18 protein-coding genes are annotated in these 15,780 nt (G+C 60.8%); 11 read left to right on the top strand and 7 right to left on the bottom strand.

The genetic code is table 11. The features are described from left to right. Nucleotides 1-292: 292 nt before the first annotated feature. Complete coding sequence (locus WH91_RS02560) at nucleotides 293-2,662, bottom strand: heavy metal translocating P-type ATPase (protein ID WP_074797874.1); 2,370 nt, start codon at nucleotides 2,660-2,662, stop codon at nucleotides 293-295. A 226-nt stretch (nucleotides 2,663-2,888) separates the two neighbouring features. On the opposite strand from WH91_RS02560, the gene WH91_RS02555 reads away from it, so the two are divergent. After that, nucleotides 2,889-3,659, top strand: coding sequence for a DUF930 domain-containing protein (locus WH91_RS02555; RefSeq protein WP_046169458.1), 771 nt, complete (start codon nucleotides 2,889-2,891; stop codon nucleotides 3,657-3,659). Nucleotides 3,660-3,708: 49 nt separating this feature from the next. Here the strand turns inward: WH91_RS02555 and WH91_RS02550 are convergent, their stop codons facing one another. Then, nucleotides 3,709-3,909, bottom strand: coding sequence for a heavy-metal-associated domain-containing protein (locus WH91_RS02550; RefSeq protein WP_046169457.1), 201 nt, complete (start codon nucleotides 3,907-3,909; stop codon nucleotides 3,709-3,711). A 423-nt stretch (nucleotides 3,910-4,332) separates the two neighbouring features. Here WH91_RS02550 and WH91_RS02545 point away from each other — a divergent pair, with 423 nt between their 5' ends. Together WH91_RS02545 and cueR are read left to right on the top strand one after the other, a co-directional pair. After that, the gene (locus WH91_RS02545) at nucleotides 4,333-6,894 is read left to right on the top strand and encodes a heavy metal translocating P-type ATPase (RefSeq protein WP_046169456.1); all 2,562 of its coding nucleotides are present in this window, start codon (nucleotides 4,333-4,335) and stop codon (nucleotides 6,892-6,894) included. Continuing rightward, entirely contained in the window at nucleotides 6,891-7,364 is a 474-nt protein-coding gene (cueR, locus tag WH91_RS02540) for a Cu(I)-responsive transcriptional regulator (RefSeq protein WP_046169455.1), read from the top strand. The genes WH91_RS02545 and cueR overlap by 4 nt, the downstream gene beginning before the upstream one ends. Before the next feature lie 42 nt (nucleotides 7,365-7,406). On the opposite strand, the gene WH91_RS02535 is transcribed toward cueR, so the two are convergent. Continuing rightward, the gene (locus tag WH91_RS02535; RefSeq protein WP_046169454.1) at nucleotides 7,407-7,895 is read right to left on the bottom strand and encodes a DUF305 domain-containing protein; all 489 of its coding nucleotides are present in this window, start codon (nucleotides 7,893-7,895) and stop codon (nucleotides 7,407-7,409) included. Nucleotides 7,896-8,118: 223 nt separating this feature from the next. Here WH91_RS02535 and WH91_RS02530 point away from each other — a divergent pair, with 223 nt between their 5' ends. Next, on the top strand, nucleotides 8,119-8,319 hold the full coding sequence (locus WH91_RS02530; protein WP_046169453.1) for a heavy-metal-associated domain-containing protein: 201 nt from the start codon (nucleotides 8,119-8,121) through the stop codon (nucleotides 8,317-8,319). Between the two features lie 35 nt (nucleotides 8,320-8,354). Then, nucleotides 8,355-9,191 (top strand): WD40/YVTN/BNR-like repeat-containing protein, encoded by an 837-nt coding sequence (locus WH91_RS02525; protein ID WP_046169452.1) that lies wholly within the window; start codon nucleotides 8,355-8,357, stop codon nucleotides 9,189-9,191. Between the two features lie 14 nt (nucleotides 9,192-9,205). Here WH91_RS02525 and WH91_RS25210 read toward each other — a convergent pair whose 3' ends face one another. After that, entirely contained in the window at nucleotides 9,206-9,370 is a 165-nt protein-coding gene (locus WH91_RS25210) for a hypothetical protein (protein WP_244542478.1), read from the bottom strand. Here WH91_RS25210 and WH91_RS02520 point away from each other — a divergent pair. Both WH91_RS02520 and WH91_RS02515 read left to right on the top strand, forming a co-directional pair. Next, nucleotides 9,293-9,574: a c-type cytochrome gene (locus tag WH91_RS02520; RefSeq protein WP_244542477.1), complete on the top strand. Its 282-nt coding sequence runs from the start codon at nucleotides 9,293-9,295 to the stop codon at nucleotides 9,572-9,574. The two genes, WH91_RS25210 and WH91_RS02520, sit on opposite strands and share 78 nt — an antisense overlap. A gap of 110 nt (nucleotides 9,575-9,684) precedes the next feature. Continuing rightward, a complete protein-coding gene (locus WH91_RS02515) occupies nucleotides 9,685-10,092 on the top strand; it encodes a hypothetical protein (RefSeq protein WP_046169451.1) in 408 nt (135 codons plus the stop codon). 2 nt (nucleotides 10,093-10,094) lie between these two features. Here WH91_RS02515 and WH91_RS25715 read toward each other — a convergent pair whose 3' ends face one another. After that, nucleotides 10,095-10,229, bottom strand: a complete 135-nt coding sequence (locus tag WH91_RS25715) for a hypothetical protein (protein ID WP_280140262.1) — start codon at nucleotides 10,227-10,229, stop codon at nucleotides 10,095-10,097. Between the two features lie 201 nt (nucleotides 10,230-10,430). Here WH91_RS25715 and WH91_RS02510 point away from each other — a divergent pair, with 201 nt between their 5' ends. Genes WH91_RS02510 through WH91_RS02495 form a run of 4 tightly spaced genes read left to right on the top strand, consistent with a single transcriptional unit; the run spans nucleotide 10,431 to nucleotide 14,072 of the window. Then, complete coding sequence (locus WH91_RS02510; RefSeq protein WP_046169450.1) at nucleotides 10,431-11,864, top strand: TolC family protein; 1,434 nt, start codon at nucleotides 10,431-10,433, stop codon at nucleotides 11,862-11,864. A gap of 1 nt (nucleotide 11,865) precedes the next feature. Beyond that, entirely contained in the window at nucleotides 11,866-13,263 is a 1,398-nt protein-coding gene (locus tag WH91_RS02505; protein WP_046169449.1) for a multicopper oxidase family protein, read from the top strand. A gap of 14 nt (nucleotides 13,264-13,277) precedes the next feature. Further along, complete coding sequence (locus WH91_RS02500; protein ID WP_046169448.1) at nucleotides 13,278-13,769, top strand: cupredoxin domain-containing protein; 492 nt, start codon at nucleotides 13,278-13,280, stop codon at nucleotides 13,767-13,769. 21 nt (nucleotides 13,770-13,790) lie between these two features. After that, on the top strand, nucleotides 13,791-14,072 hold the full coding sequence (locus tag WH91_RS02495) for a copper-binding protein (RefSeq protein WP_046169447.1): 282 nt from the start codon (nucleotides 13,791-13,793) through the stop codon (nucleotides 14,070-14,072). A 99-nt stretch (nucleotides 14,073-14,171) separates the two neighbouring features. Here the strand turns inward: WH91_RS02495 and WH91_RS02490 are convergent, their stop codons facing one another. Together WH91_RS02490 and WH91_RS02480 are read right to left on the bottom strand one after the other, a co-directional pair. Continuing rightward, a complete protein-coding gene (locus WH91_RS02490) occupies nucleotides 14,172-14,627 on the bottom strand; it encodes a DUF305 domain-containing protein (protein WP_046169446.1) in 456 nt (151 codons plus the stop codon). Nucleotides 14,628-15,600: 973 nt separating this feature from the next. Then, nucleotides 15,601-15,780 (bottom strand): integrase core domain-containing protein (locus WH91_RS02480; RefSeq protein WP_046169444.1); only part of this gene is annotated, 180 nt, incomplete at its 5' end.

The raw sequence follows: 15,780 nt of genomic DNA, 5'->3' as shown, positions 1-15,780 counted from the left end.
GCATCAGCATATCCTGCTGCATCCGCTGGCGAAGCGGCCTGGTAGGAGCCTCGGTCGATAGAGTAGCCATGGCAAGTTCCTCTCGTTGAAGGGAACTCCATGGTCAGATCAGCTGCCGCTCGATCAATAGCTTATAATGAAACCGAGACCCCGCCGCCCGCACCCTCCCGCGAAGCGGGTTCGTGCATGGGGTGGACAGCTGACAGTCCGCTATTAGGTGCAAAGGCTCTGAAGCGGACATTGCTCCCGACGCCACCAAAAGTCCCGGCAGCGGCAGCGGAATTTATGAATTTCATTCTAACTTCGTCGAGCGGAGACGCAAAGAATTTCCGATCACGCTGACCGACGATAGCGCCATGGCTGCGGCGGCAACGGCGGGCGAAAGGGTCCACCCAAAAACCGGGTACAACACCCCAGCGGCCAAGGGGACGCCCGCCACGTTGTAGACGAAGGCCAAAACCAGGTTCTGCCGAATGTTCCCCATGGTGGCCCTCGACAGCTTTCTAGCCTTTGCTATCCCCAACAGGTCGCCGTTCAATAATGTAATGCCGGCGCTCTCCATGGCAACGTCCGTTCCCGTGCCCATCGCAATGCCAACGTCGGCTGCGGCGAGTGCCGGCGCATCGTTGACGCCGTCGCCCGCCATGGCGACGACGCGGCCCTCGGATCGCAGGCGTTCGACCACCTCGCTCTTTCGCTCGGGAAGTACGTCGGCCTCCACGTCATCGATGCCCAGCTTGCGTGCCACGGCTGCAGCCGTCACCGCATTGTCCCCTGTCATCATCACAACACGGATGTTCTGTTCGCGGAGCGCAGCGAGGGCCTGCGGTGTCGTGGGTCGGATCGGGTCGGCGATACCCACGGCGCCGGCTATTGCCCCATCAATGGCCACAAGCACGACGGTTGCTCCTTCGGCACGGACTTCGTCCGCCCGCGGCTTCCATTCCGCTACAACCACATTTTCCGACTCGAGGTACTTGGCGCTCCCGATCAGGATGCGCTTTCCGTCCACAACACCTGTCAAACCCTTGCCGACCGGCGAATCCACGTCCGCTGGAGCAGACAGTTGTAGACCTTTCTCCGCCGCTGCGGCCACGATGGCTACTCCCAAAGGATGTTCGCTGGCTCGCTCCAAACTTGCCGATAGCCTCAGCAGGTCGTCTTCGGTTTGCCCCTGCGCAGGCAACACATGCGTCACCTTCGGCTTGCCTTCCGTTAAGGTGCCCGTCTTGTCCACAATGAGGGTGTCGACCTTCTCGAGACGCTCGAGCGCCTCCGCGTTCTTCACCAGCAGACCGAGCTGGGCACCCTTGCCAACGCCCACCATGATGGACATCGGCGTTGCCAGTCCGAGCGCACAAGGACACGCGATGATTAGCACGGAAACAGCTGCCACCAGTGCATGGGCGAGGCGAGGCTCCGGTCCCCAGAACATCCAAGCGGCAAAGGCCACAAGGGCGATCGCGATGACGAGAGGCACGAACCAGCCGGAAACCTGATCGGCGAGCTTCTGTATCGGCGCCCTGGAACGCTGGGCTGCCGCGACCATCTGCACGATACGCGACAGCATGGTATCCTTGCCGATTCCGGTCGCTTCCATGACAAGACCACCGGACTGGTTGATGGTTCCAGCCACCAGGGCCGCCCCCTCAGTCTTCGTCACGGGCATGGATTCGCCGGTCACCATGGACTCGTCCACTGCGCTGCGGCCTTCGAGAACCTTACCATCGACCGGCACCTGCTCGCCCGGGCGAACGCGCAGCCGGTCGCCCACAACGACCAGATCCACCGCGACTTCTTCGTCGGCGCCGTCGGCGCGCACCCGGCGGGCTATCTTGGGCGCCAAGTCCAGCAAGGCCCTAATGGCGCCCGACGTCTTCTCGCGAGCTCGAAGTTCGAGCACCTGTCCCAGCAAAGCCAATGCGGTGATCACCGCGGCGGCTTCGAAGTAGACCGGTACCGCGCCATCCATTTCTCGCATCGATGCCGGAAATATCCCAGGCATCAAGGTGGCGACCATGGAATAGAGCCAGGCCACTCCGACGCCCATGGCAATGAGCGTGAACATATTGAGGCTGCGGTTTCTCAATGAGGCCAAGCCCCGATCAAAGAACGGCCATCCCGCCCACAGCACGACGGGCGTCGCCAACACAAGTTGCAACCAGTTCAGATTCTGGGGCGACAAGAAGGCATGGAAGTCAAAGAGATGACTGCCCATTTCCAGCAGGAATACCGGTATGGCGAGGGCCGTGCCAATCCAGAAACGCCGGTTCATATCGGTCAGTTCGGCGCTTTCACCCGTATTGGCGGTCGGCAGCTCTGGTTCCAGCGTCATGCCGCAGATCGGGCAATTGCCGGGATGTTCCCGGCGAATCTGGGGGTGCATCGGACAGGTGTAGATAGTGCCGGAAGCCTCGTCCTGCGGCGCCGGGTCCGCTTCGGTCAGATATGCGGCAGGGTCCGCCACGAGCTTGTCGTGGCATTTGACCGAACAGAAGTAGAAGGTCTCCCCGACGTGCTCGGCGCTGAACTTCGCCGTAGCCGGATCAATCGACATGCCGCATACCGGATCTTTCACCACCCCCGCGACATGCCCGTGACCATGTCTAGCATGGTCATCGGGAGCACTATGGCGATGGGACGTATCCGTGGTTCCGCTCATGTCACTGTCCTTGGGTTCGATCTGTCAGCTGTGCACCTTCCTACGGTGGCAAGGTCAACCCCTCAATTGCCGTTATCTGGCTTGGCCGATTTTTGGGTGCCGACTACCTGAGTCGGTAGCAATCGCAACAATAAGGTCTGCCGTTGGCCCTGGGGTATCGCAACATACGTTCGGTGGGGTAAAGAGTGCGAGGCATCGCGAGGGGAGGCCGCTTGAGAGGACAGCAATGCTGGCTGAAGCAATCACCACATCGTGGGAGACGCTTACCGAATTTGGAATTCGCCACCGGACCCAACACCTCGGTACGATGCTGTCCGTACTCGGTCATGGTGTGTTTTTCGGCCTGTTCTTGCTACTTCCGGGCCGTACGCTCGAAGCCCCGGGCGTCCGGGCGGTGACAGTGGATCTTGTCTCTGAGGCAGATTTCGAAGCGGCTACCAAGACGACGCCGGTGGTAACCGATGCGCCAGCGGCTCCGGCTCTTCAAGCAGCGAACGGGATCCAAACGCAGCCTCGGCCGGCCCCTCCTCCACTGCCGGAACAGCCCCTCCCCCAGGACGCGACGGCACCGCCTGCACCCAAGATCGCCCCGGCGGACGGAATGATCGAGGCCACTCAGCTGCTTGCCGGGGACATCCTGCGCGATCCCGCCAACCGTCAGGTCCGAGAAACGCTGCCTAGACTGGATATCTATGAAAGGACAACGCAGCTCTGCAATATCGAGGCTCTTGAACAGCTCCGTCTTGACAAACCCGGATCAGTGCCTGACGCTCTGGTGCCAACCGCATTCGGGGAGACGTCAATAGTCGATGGCCTTATGAAGGCTCCCAAGGGAGCTTATCGGTTGGACCGGCAGTGGTTAGAAGTCAGCTTTGAATGTTCCGTAGGAGCGGATCTGGAAAGTGTTGCGGCTTTTCGGTTTAAGACCGGCCCCGCCATCCCGAAGGAAGAATGGGACGGGCATAGCTTGATCGCTGAGGACTTCGACGACGATTGACTGGCCGCGACAGGAGGAAGGCCCGACGCACGGCGTCGAGCCCGGTTTGTCAGCCGCGCAGCTCGCCGGTATATCCGACGTCCACGATTGCCTTGGCGAAGCTAGCCGCCGGCTTGTCGCTTTCGATCTTTACGGCGTGCGAGCCCAGATCGATTGCAACCTTCGCACTCGGGTCGACGCCCTTGACTGCTTTTTCAACCGTCGCGACGCAATGGCCGCAGGTCATGTCGTTGACTTGAAAATCATACATCCCGTGATCCTTGTTCGATGGATTGTATTAATGTGGGCTTTCCAACGGTGGGAAGGTCAAGAGCCCAGCATTCATTTTCTCGCAGCCCAGTCATAGCGGGCGGACGAAGCGCTGCCACGGCACCGTTCCCCGCTTCGCAGAACCGCAGAACCGCAGAATTCTCGGTCCCTGGATCTAACTCGCCAAAAATTTCCCGATCTGCTCCAAGTCGCCACTCGGGGCAAGGCCACCCCAGCAGAGCTCGATGGAACGCCAGGCCAACTCACGTGCAGGAACTCGCTGCGGAGGTAGGACCGTCTGCGGCGGTGAAGCGTCGGCCGAATTCGTTCTCTGACGGCCAGTCGTGCTTCAAGAATTAGACCTTGACCTTACAATGGTTGGAAGGATTATCTAAATCTGCAGTTGGACAAAGGACTGCAGAAAATGGCCTTACAATCAGAATCGATTGACCCCACTCAACTCGAACTTACCTCGACCGAATTTCGGATCGAGGGAATGACGTGCGCCTCATGCGTGTCCAGAGTTGAAAAGGCAATCCGCGCCGTTCCGGGCGTTGCGTTTGCTAACGTCAACTTGGCGACGGAGAAAGCAACCGTAGCTTTTTCGGGTAGCCCGAATCCCCAGGCGATCATGGCGGCCATCGAGAAGGTAGGCTATGCGACGCCGGAAGAAACGGCCGAGCTTCAGATCGAGGGCATGACCTGCGCCTCTTGCGTCTCGCGGATCGAGAAGGCCCTGACGGCAGTGCCCGGCGTCACTTCGGTGGCCGTGAACCTGGCGACCGAACGCGCTGTCGTGCGCTACGCCGCCGGCTCGGTGACCCGGTCCGGGCTGGAGAACGCGGTTCGTGCCAGCGGCTATAACGTCATCAAAAGCACCGGGGGCGCCAAGAGCGACGACGCCGAAGAGCGCCGTACTGTCGAGATCGGGGCGCTGGGTCGGTCCTTAGCCATCGCAGCCACTCTGACCATCCCGCTCTTTGTCATGGAGATGGGCTCCCATTACGTGCCGGCGATCCACATGTGGATCATGACCAATATCGGCATGCCAGCCAATATCTATATCCAGTTCGTGCTGGCCACTTTGGTCCTGTTCGGGCCCGGCCTGAGGTTCTTCCGCAGGGGCATCCCGAACCTGCTGCGCGGCACGCCCGACATGAACTCGCTGGTCGTTCTCGGCACCAGCGCGGCATGGGGTTACTCGATCGTCTCAACCTTCCTGCCATCGGCGCTGCCGAACGGCACGGCCTATGTCTACTACGAGGCGGCGGCGGTCATCGTGACGTTGATCCTTCTAGGCCGCTTCCTCGAAGCCAGGGCCAAGGGCCGTACCAGCCAGGCGATCAAGCGCCTCGTCGGGTTGCAGCCGAAGACTGCACGCGTGATCCGGAACGGCGCCGCCATCGAACTCGCTATGGAACAGGTCGTGGTTGGGGACCGCATCGAAATTCGCCCAGGCGATCGCGTACCGGTTGACGGCAGCGTCATTGAGGGCGAGTCCTACGTCGATGAATCGATGATCAGCGGGGAGCCGGTGCCCGTGCGCAAGATCGTCGGCGGCGAGGTCGTCGGCGGTACCATCAACAAGACGGGCGCCTTCACCTTCGCGGCCACGAAGGTCGGCTCCGATACCATCCTGGCTCAAATCATCCGCATGGTCGAAGAGGCCCAGGGATCTAAACTGCCAATCCAGGCCTTGGTGGACAAGGTGACTTCGTGGTTCGTACCCGCGGTAATCGGCGCGGCTGTTCTAACCTTCGCCGTCTGGTTCGTGCTCGGCCCATCGCCGGCGCTCACTTTCGCGCTGGTGAACGCCGTCGCCGTGCTGATCATCGCCTGTCCGTGCGCCATGGGCCTGGCCACCCCGACGTCCATCATGGTCGGCACCGGACGCGCCGCTGAACTCGGCATTCTTTTCCGGAAGGGCGAAGCCTTGCAGACCCTTCGCTCAGCCCAGGTCGTGGCGCTCGACAAGACGGGCACGCTCACCAAGGGCAAGCCCGAACTCACCGACCTGACGGTTCGGGGCGACTTCGATCGCAACGAGGTCCTGCGCCTGGTCGCCAGCCTCGAAACCAAGTCCGAACATCCGATCGCTGAGGCCATTGTTGCTGCGGCCCAGCGGGACAAGCTGGCCCTGTCCGAGGTTGCAGGCTTCGAGGCCGACCCGGGGTTTGGGGTCGCCGGCACAGTCGCCGGTCGACGGATCCAGGTCGGTGCAGATCGCGCCATGGCAAAGGCCGGAATAGACGTCTCCGAGTACTTCGGCATCGCCGCTACACTGGGAGACGAAGGCAAGTCTCCGCTCTATGCCGCCATCGACGGCCAGCTCGCCGCCATCATCGCGGTCTCCGATCCGGTCAAGGAAACCTCGGCCGATACCATCCGAGCCCTGCACGATCTCGGTCTCAGGGTCGCGATGATCACTGGCGACAATGCCCGGACAGCCCAAGCCGTCGCACGCCGGCTGGGGATCGACGAGGTCGTGTCCGAAGTGCTTCCGGGTGGCAAGGTGGAAGCCATCAAGCAGTTGCGGGCCGGCAACCGGACCGTCGCGTTTGTCGGCGACGGCATCAACGACGCCCCTGCGCTGGCCGAAGCCGATGTCGGCCTCGCCGTGGGCACCGGCACCGACATCGCCATCGAGAGCGCCGACGTCGTCCTCATGTCGGGGGACCTTCGTGGCGTGGTCAACGCCATCGCCATCTCCAAGGCGACCATCGGCAACATCAAGCAGAACCTGTTCTGGGCCTTTGCCTACAACGTGACGCTGATCCCGGTCGCTGCTGGCATCCTGTTCCCGATCAACGGCATGCTGTTGTCGCCGGTCCTGGCCGCTGGAGCCATGGCCCTTTCAAGCGTCTTCGTTTTGGGCAACGCTCTACGCCTGAGGCGGTTCGCGCCGCCCCTCGCATCCAATACGGAGGCCCGTACCGAGCGCGCCTCCGCCCAAACCGGCTTGAACTTTCGGGAGTCTACCTCATGAATATCGGCGAAGCTTCCAAGGCGAGCGGCGTCTCCGCAAAGATGATCCGCTACTATGAATCCATCGGACTGATAGAAGTGCCGCTGCGTACGGAGTCCGGCTACCGGGTATACTCCGAAAACGAAATCCACGCTTTGCGCTTCATCAGTCAGGCCCGGGACCTGGGGTTCTCGGTGGAGCAGATGGCAGACCTGCTGGCGCTGTGGCGCAACCGCGCCCGCGCGAGTGCCGACGTCAAGGCGATCGCCCTCGAACACATAAGGGCCCTCGACGAAAAAGCTCGGGCTCTACAGGCCATGAGCAAGACGCTGCGACACTTGGCCGATCATTGCCATGGCGATGATCGCCCCGATTGCCCGATCATAGAAGGGTTCGCCACGGCGGCGGCGCCGGAGCCCAGGAAGCGACAGCCGCGCTTCGGCGTCACCGACATCGCTCCTGATCGGGCGCGTGCCGATAACGCGACTTGACGTGAGTTTCCTGGCTCCCCCGCTTCAATCTCGCAAGCGGCTTCAGAGGCGCTTCCCGATGGCTTGCATCTGATCGATCTCGCGGCGTTGCGCCTGGATGATCTCTTCGCACAACGCTATCAGCTCGGGGTCGCTGAGATCCGCCTCGCGGCACATGAGGATCGCACCTGAATGATGCGGGATCATGGAATCGACGAACTGCCGATCATCGATAAAAGTTTGAGACCTGGTCGCCCAGAACGAGAGAACGGTGAGCAGGACGAAAGAGGCATGCAGGAACAGGTTCGCCTTCCTGTTGGGAAACATTGCCGGCATAGTGGCCAGCATGAAGACCCCCATGGGCGCCCACATCGTGACGGCCATATAGAACATGTTCAGGTTGTTCCTGAAATCCCGTGGCCCGTCGACCATGGAGAACATGACGAAATACATGACGGCGAGGCCGAGTATCATGTTGACCCAGAACATAACGTACGGCCGCCCGTGCCCTTCGTTGCCCTCAGCTGTGCGGTGTTGGGCGTGGTCGGTCATCTCCATCTCCAATCAGTGGCTCACGACTAGCCGATGCATCTGGCGGCTCCGATATCTCCAGGCGATAGCCTGCCATAAAAAGGCACCGCCCATCTTCACCCGGCGTGTCCGCTTCTGAAATAAACACCGTTTCGTGTCCGAAGTACATTTATCAGCCGGGCCTATTGACCTTCCTACAGTAGATGGGCCCACGTTCAACAAACGTCATGTCCACGGAGTTACGATGCCGAAGTTCCAAGTCAACGACATGACCTGTGGCCATTGCGTGGCCTCGGTCGAAAAAGCGGTTAAGGGTGTCGATGCTTCCGCAGTGGTCAAGATCGACCTCGGTACGCATTTGGTCGATATCCAGAGCGGCAAGGCCGCAGAAGAATTCGCGGCCGCCATCGATCGGGCCGGTTACACCGGTGAACTACAGGCCTAGGCCGCGAAGCCAGCTTCGCTACGAGAGGAAACGTCATGAACACACGGGCGATGGCCATCACCACCCTGTTGCTGATCGGGCCGGCTCAAGGCATGGACCATTCAGCGCTGGTTCCTGTTGGTGAACTCAGCCACATCCACGGGGTGGTACTACCGCGAGGAAGCCAAGACATCCTGCTGGCGACACACCACGGCCTTTATGCCGTCGATGCTGCCGGCAGTGCCCGAATGATTTCCAAGGCAGCCGACGACTTCATGGGCTTTGTCGGTTCGCCGGACGGAAAGCTTTATGCGAGCGGCCATCCCCAGCAAGGTGGCAACACGGGCGTGATAGGTGCCGCCGATCAAAATTCACCATGGTCGAGCCTAGCCTCCGGGGCCAACGGGCCTGTCGACTTCCACGCCATGACGGTCAGTCCCGCAGAGCCCAACGTCTTGTACGGGTCATACGGCGGCGTTCAGGTCAGCCGCGACGCCGGACGGACATGGACGATCTCAGGGCCGGGCCCCGACGGTCTGATCGATCTTGCCGCAGCCGCCGATGAACCCGGACACCTGTACGCCGGTACCATGAAAGGCCTTTTCGAGAGCCGGGACTTCGGCGCAAGCTGGACGGTGGTCGCGGCTGAGGGTCAAGCGGTTACATCGGTGGAAGTTGCTTCGGACGGAATACTCCGTGCCTTCATCGCGGGAGATGGTCTCTACGCGCTGGAGGGAGAGACCATGACCGAGCTCGGTGTAATGACCGAAAGCGTTCTTCTGCATATGGCGTTCGATTCCGACCATACCGAACTGGCAGTCGCTGTAACCCAGGAAAGCGAAGTTCTTTCCACTACGGATGGCGGTAAGTCGTGGTCCCCGCTCGTTCCCTGATCGCTTTGACCCTACTAATCGCGGCGGTCGGCGAGACCAAGGCCGACGATCATGGGCGCCTGCTCTACGTCGAGCGATGCGCCAGCTGCCACGGTGAACAACTGCAGGGTCAGCCAGACTGGATGAAACGGCTTCCTAACGGCCGCCTGCCGGCGCCGCCGCATGATGCTTCCGGTCACACATGGCACCACTCAGACGACCAGCTGATGCGCATAGTTCGAGACGGTCTGGCATCGATCGCCCCCGGCTACGAGACGGACATGCCGGCATTCAGGGCGGTATTAACGGAGGCGGAAATCCGCTCCGTTCTTGATTACATCAAGACAACCTGGCCCGACCGAGAACGCGGCTATCAGGAAGCAAGAAGCGAGGGTAATCTGTGAGGTCGTGGCCCGACGTTCATCGCTCAGGAGCCGTGACAGTGCTCTGGGATATTCGGTCGGCATGTTCGAGCGCCATCATGAACTGTGTTAATTTTCGGTGAATGCGCCATATGTCTGCCGAACATTACCTGCTTGCGAAGAGCCTGTTACTAAGGCAAGTTCCAGCCATGATTTTAGCGGCACGCATTTTCTTGGTAGTTATCTCAGCGCTGATGCTCAGCGCGCCTGCCGCTCATGCCGCCATGACGATCGCGCCCGAACACGCCGCTGTCGAATCCGCTAGTCACTGCCCAAGCGATCAGGCCGTCTGTCTGGATCTTGAACTTTCAAACGACCATGCCGCCGATCACGAGCAGTCATCGTCCTGCTGCGCCATGAGCTGCCACGCAGCTGTACAGCCGTGTTTCGAGCACAGCACCTTTTTGGCCGTGGTCCGTATGTCGCAGATACCTGGCCTGTCGCGCGATCTGACTGCATCATTGATCGGCAGCCTGGAACGACCCCCCCGCATATCTTGATTTCAGCGCCCATCGGCGCTTGAGCTGGCATCGGTGACCGTCACCGGTGTCTGTCCGTCCTGCAGCATCGCTGCAGGACCTGCCGCCCATGCCACGGCGGCCGTACCGAAATCGAAACGATAAACAATGAAACTCATCCTTGCGGTGGCCCTTTCGGCTGCCCTATCGGCGTGCGCCTCGGCGCCGCCCCGGTCCGTGCTGCCGGCGGCAGCGGACCCTTTGTCCCCCGTGCCCCCCTTGCGTCATGTCAGCGTGATGAGCGGCACGGTCAACCACGTTCCCGTCCAACCTCGACCTTGGCTCGAGAGCAACACGGCCGTTTCTCCCGGGAGCACCGAATGATCGATAGCTGCACCGCCCGTTTTCCATTGCCCGGCAGGTGGCTGCTGTCGATCGCGGCTTTGGCTCTGACCTTGTCGGCATGCACTACGTTTTCCAAGGACGGCGGCATGTCGCCCGTCGTCAGCCGAGTTCGCGCTGAGATCAACCAGGACACGGTCAAGATATCGACCCCTGCCGACGAAGCGTCTGCCCGGGACCGGGTCCAGCGTCTATTGGCCAGCTCGCTGACGGCGGATACGGCAGTGCAGGTGGCGCTGCTCAACAATCGCGGCCTCCAGGCCGAGTTCAACGAGCTAGGCGTTTCGGAAGCCGACTACGTAGCCGCCAGCCTTCCCGAAAACCCGGTCCTGTCGATCGGCAAGCTGGTCAACGGCGCCGACTTCGAGATAGAGCGTCGCTTGGTCGGCAGCCTGCTTTCGCTTTTCACTCTGCCGGCCCGCAAGTCCGTCGCCGAGAGCGAGTTCGCGGCAGCCGAACTGCGCACGGTGGAGTCGACCTTCACCCTGGCGGCCGAGACGCGCAGGGCATTCTATCGCGCCGTAGCCGCCAAACAGGTCGTCGGCCAACTGGAAAGTGCCAAGCAAGCCGCAGACGCAGCTGCAGAACTTACCACGAAGCTGGGAGAGACCGGCGCGGCCACGACCCTCGAGCAGGCAAGGGCGAGCGCCTTCTATGCTGAAGTCTCCAACCAGGTTGCCGAGGCTCGGCTCGAGGAACAACTCGAGCGCGAAGCCCTCACCCGGGTCCTGGGGCTCTGGGGTCCGGAAATCGGTTTCAAGCTTCCCTCGCAACTGCCGCCCGTACCCGACAGTCTGATGGGCCAGGATGCACTCGAAACGGTCGCCATGGGCAAACGCGTCGATCTTGCCGCCATGCGACTGGAGCTGGAGGTAACCGCCAAATCCCTGGGTCTGACCGAGGCTACACGGTTCGTTTCCATCCTCGATCTTGCCGGTCTTTCGACGACTAAAGGCTCAACCGAAACCGGCGAGTCAGAGACCGAGGTCGGAGCCGAACTGGAAGTCCAGATACCGCTGTTCGATGCCGGGGGCGCTTCAGTGCGCCGGGCGAGCGAGACATACATGATGGCCGTCAACCGACTTACCGAAAGGGCCATCAACGCACGCTCGGAGGTCAGAGCAGCCTACATCAGGTATCGGGCGACCTACGACATTTCCTGGCAGTACAGAAATCGCATCCTGCCTCTGAGGACGACCATCGATGAGCAGGCGACGCTTGAGTACAGCGGCATGCTCACCGATGTGTTCGACCTCCTGACGACGGCCTCGGAAAGCGTCGACAGCAACGTCGCGGCGATCGGAGCCAAGCGCGACTTCTTTTTGGCGAGCGTGGACCTTCAAGCGGCAATGATCGGCGGCGGCTCCAGTGCCGAAGCCGGCGGAGCTTCAGCATCGGCCGAGGAGCCTTGATATGACCGACAGCGACAATCACGGATATTCCCGCCGCACTTTCCTTTCCGGCGCTGCACTGATCGGTGCCGGTCTGGTCTCGGGGCGCGTCCAGGCAGCCTCGATACCTGAAGCGGCCTTCATGACCGAAGCCGCAACTCAGCCTCCATTGGCGCCAACATCGGGCCCCGACTACAACCCCGTCGTCACCTTGAACGGCTGGACCCTGCCTACACGCATGAAGGGGCAATGGAAGGAATTCCATCTCGTCGCCGAACCGGTCGTCCGGGAGATCGCCCCCGGGATGGTCGCCCACCTCTGGGGCTACAACGGCCAGTCGCCAGGTCCGACCCTCGAGGCGGTGGAAGGCGACTTCGTCCGCATCTTCGTGACCAACAGACTACCGGAACACACAACCGTCCACTGGCACGGACAGCTACTCCCCTCCGGCATGGACGGCGTCGGAGGCCTGACGCAGCCCCATATCCCGCCAGGGCGCACGTTCGTGTACGAGTTCCAGCTGCAGAAGAGCGGCACCTTCATGTACCATCCGCACGCCGACGAGATGGTCCAGATGGCGATGGGCATGATGGGCTTCTTCGTGGTCCATCCCAAGGACCCCGCGTTCCGTCGCGTCGACCGGGACTTCGTATTCCTCCTCAACTCGTACGACATCGAGCCCGGGGCCTACGTCCCCAAGGTCAACACCATGACCGACTTCAACCTTTGGACATGGAACAGCCGAGCTTTTCCGGGCATCGATCCGTTGGTCTGCGGGCTTGGCGACAAGGTCCGTGTCAGGTTCGGCAATCTGACCATGACCAACCACCCGATCCATATGCACGGCTATGACTTCAAGGTCTCCTGCACCGATGGCGGTTGGGTGCCCGAAGCCGCTGCTTGGCCGGAGGTGACGATCGACTGCGCGGTCGGTCAGATGCGGGCGTTCGATTTCGTCGCCGACCGCCCGGGGGACTGGGCGATCCACTGCCACAAGTCGCACCACACGATGAATGCGATGGGCCACGACGTGCGTACCTGGATCGGCACGGATCGAAATTCCGTCACCGAGAAGATGCAGGCGCTGGTGCCCGACTACATGTCGATGGGCGCCAGCGGCATGGCTGAAATGGGCGAGATGGAAATGCCCCTGCCGGACAATACCCTGCCGATGATGACGGGTTGGGGTCCGTTCGGCGCCATCGAAATGGGCGGCATGTTTTCAGTCGTCAAGGTTCGCGAAGGATTGGGCCGCGACGACTATTCTGATCCGGGGTGGTTCGAACACCCGGAAGGCACCGTCTCCTATGAATGGAGCGGGGAGTCGTTGAACGTCGATCGCGCGGACGCGCCAACGATCGACGGAAATACGGTGGAAGTGCAGGTCGTGAAGCCGAGCGCAGCCGGAATGAATCACTAAGTTACGAGGACAAATTGAAGAAAAAAATAGCACTCGCAATATTGACGATACTCCTAGGAACTCTCTCGGCTTTGGCCAGTCCCGGCCACACCGGAGACGAGCCCCCCACCTCCGAAGACGAACCCGTGGCCTATGGAGAGCCCGGCAACCCGGACGAACCCGCCCGCCTTGTTCAGGTAACCATGAGGGAACTGGACGGGGGAATGAAGTTCATTCCCGACGTTCTAAAAATCAGGACTGGGGAGCAGGTCAAGTTCGTCATCCGAAATGGAGGTCAGCTTGACCACGAACTGGTCTTTGCTACGCTCGAAGAAAATCTGGCTCACGGGCTAGAGATGGCCAAAAACCCGGACATGGAGCACGACGATCCGAACGCGGCCAAGGTTGCCCCTGGAGACGTCCAAGAAATCGTCTGGAAGTTCACCAATGCTGGGGAATTTGACTTCTCCTGCCTTATTCCCGGGCACCGGGAAGCCGGCATGTTTGGGACCATTGTCGTCCAATAATCGTCTCTTAAGGATCAGAAAATGCGCAAAATAATCCTCGCCGTCGCCCTGGCCATGTTCTCAACTGCAGCCATGGCCCAGACTGTGCCCGTGGAGGGCAAAGTCAAAAAGATCAACGAGGCCCAAGGTAAGATCACCCTCAAGCACGATGAAATCGCGAATCTGGACATGGGTGCCATGACAATGGTCTTCGCTATCGATCCCGAGGTGCTCAAGACGGTCAAGGTCGGTGATATGGTGACCTTCGAAGCGGATCGGGTGAACGGAAAGTTGACCGTGGTCAAGCTCGATAAGCGCTCCTGAAAATATGGCAGTGATGCGGGTTATCCGACATCACTGCCATATCCCGCCGCCTGGCGGAGAGCGATATTGGGGACGCGCATTGCGCGCCCCCTTTTTCGATTACTCGCTGGCGCCTTCGCCTTCGAGCCAAGCCACCATGTCGGCGATCTCCTGCTCCTGCGCGTCGATCACCTTCTGGGCCATGTCCTTGGCCCATTGGTTGTCGCCATTGGCGAGTTCGGCCTTTGCCATGTTAATGGCGCCTTGGTGATGCGGCAGCATCGAACAGACGAAGGCGACGTCGATGTCCTCGATCATCATGCTGTCCATCATCTGATTGTTGGTCGTGTCCATGCCTGCCATGAGATCTGCATGGGCCTTGTCCATGTCCATCGACATGTCCATTGCCATTGCGCCGCCCTTGCCTTCGGTGGATTTGCAGATTTCAGGCAACGGGGCGCCCATCGCGCCGGGCATGGCCATGTTGTGCCCAGCCATGGCGTCCTGTGCCAGGGATGGAAGGGTGCCCGCGAGCAGGAAGGCTCCGGTGATCATTGCGGTTCTAAAAAAGGTCATTTCTATTTCCTTGAATTGGATCGTCTCTAAGCTCTATCGAGCGATGTCTAAACACTGACCAATTCAGGCTTCGGCGGTCTGTCGATGCGTGAGTATGTCCACCTCGGATCTATTCCGACGTGATTTGGTATAATCGGAGCTTTCGGCACCGGGCGAACCGCCGCCTGCTGCGCGATCGGGAGTCCAGACATGCACATTCCCGTGCCGCAGCAGGCCAGCAATTCGTGCGCCTCGCCCGTGCAGTCCCCATCGCAATCAGTATCCGAAACGCGGTGTTGCAGGTCAGCCGAACTGTACCCGTGGCGCCCTGCATCCGACGCCATTGCGCCATGGTGCATGGTCATGCTGGCAACGACCGCCAGCATGACCACAAGGACTACGCGTATTCGCCTGTCGATTACGGTGGTTCGGGCCATGAACTTAGAACTCCCGCCGCCTGCCGCAGTTCCTCCAGAAGCGGCGATCGCCGCAATCACTTGCCGTCGAGGTCAAGAAGGTAGGTGGCGATGTCCTCGAGATGACGGCGCAGAACGAATTTCGTGCTCCCGTGCACTACTTCTGCCATCGACCCGTCGAACACGTCGCCGTCTGGCGCGACTCCGGTCCTGAGGCCTCCAACAGATTCGCGCGGGCATACCCTCTGGCCGTCAAATCGCCCGCGGTGATCGAGGGCGAACTGCCACCCCCTTGCATGGCGGGATCGCCTTTGAGATCTCGGTTCGACGGAAGTCCGCCCACGATGTTGCGTGGCGCGTGACATGCCGCGCAATGAACCGGTCCCCAGACCAGATACTTGCCCCGGTTCCATTCCGGCCACTTGGTTGTATCCTCGACGTAATCGACGGGTTTCTCGAACAGGCTCCGCCAGACCTTGACGCCCGACCGAACGTTGAACGGGCTGTCCGTCGTCAGATCATTTGGCTCAGCTTGGGTCGCCGATTAGCGGAGTATTGGCCTGGTCTTTGGGTTGATGTTATGCGGAGAGCTTGCGGTGCTGCAAGCGCCGATGCTGGATGGTCTGGCGTGTGATCCTTTCGCGCTGTTTGATGATGGCTGCGGCCCTGCCGAAGTAGGCGTCGGCTGGCGTCACGTTGTTGAGGCTCTCATGATAGCGCTGGTGATTGTAATGCTCGACGAAGGCGCCGATCTGGGC

Source organism: Devosia psychrophila (genome assembly GCF_000971275.1).
Classification (GTDB): domain Bacteria; phylum Pseudomonadota; class Alphaproteobacteria; order Rhizobiales; family Devosiaceae; genus Devosia; species Devosia psychrophila.
Note: the sequence above shows the minus strand (reverse complement) of the source record. Positions and strands in the feature narration are given on the sequence as shown.

Excerpts from the sequence above, each read along its gene's own strand:
- WH91_RS02560 (WP_074797874.1), bottom strand. The coding sequence starts at position 2,662 with ATGAGCGGAACCACGGATACGTCCCATCGCCATAGTGCTCCCGATGAC.
- WH91_RS02555 (WP_046169458.1), top strand. The coding sequence starts at position 2,889 with ATGCTGGCTGAAGCAATCACCACATCGTGGGAGACGCTTACCGAATTT.
- WH91_RS02550 (WP_046169457.1), bottom strand. The coding sequence starts at position 3,909 with ATGTATGATTTTCAAGTCAACGACATGACCTGCGGCCATTGCGTCGCG.
- WH91_RS02545 (WP_046169456.1), top strand. The coding sequence starts at position 4,333 with ATGGCCTTACAATCAGAATCGATTGACCCCACTCAACTCGAACTTACC.
- cueR (WP_046169455.1), top strand. The coding sequence starts at position 6,891 with ATGAATATCGGCGAAGCTTCCAAGGCGAGCGGCGTCTCCGCAAAGATG.
- WH91_RS02535 (WP_046169454.1), bottom strand. The coding sequence starts at position 7,895 with ATGACCGACCACGCCCAACACCGCACAGCTGAGGGCAACGAAGGGCAC.
- WH91_RS02530 (WP_046169453.1), top strand. The coding sequence starts at position 8,119 with ATGCCGAAGTTCCAAGTCAACGACATGACCTGTGGCCATTGCGTGGCC.
- WH91_RS02525 (WP_046169452.1), top strand. The coding sequence starts at position 8,355 with ATGAACACACGGGCGATGGCCATCACCACCCTGTTGCTGATCGGGCCG.
- WH91_RS02515 (WP_046169451.1), top strand. The coding sequence starts at position 9,685 with ATGTCTGCCGAACATTACCTGCTTGCGAAGAGCCTGTTACTAAGGCAA.
- WH91_RS25715 (WP_280140262.1), bottom strand. The coding sequence starts at position 10,229 with ATGAGTTTCATTGTTTATCGTTTCGATTTCGGTACGGCCGCCGTGGCA.
- WH91_RS02510 (WP_046169450.1), top strand. The coding sequence starts at position 10,431 with ATGATCGATAGCTGCACCGCCCGTTTTCCATTGCCCGGCAGGTGGCTG.
- WH91_RS02505 (WP_046169449.1), top strand. The coding sequence starts at position 11,866 with ATGACCGACAGCGACAATCACGGATATTCCCGCCGCACTTTCCTTTCC.
- WH91_RS02495 (WP_046169447.1), top strand. The coding sequence starts at position 13,791 with ATGCGCAAAATAATCCTCGCCGTCGCCCTGGCCATGTTCTCAACTGCA.
- WH91_RS02490 (WP_046169446.1), bottom strand. The coding sequence starts at position 14,627 with ATGACCTTTTTTAGAACCGCAATGATCACCGGAGCCTTCCTGCTCGCG.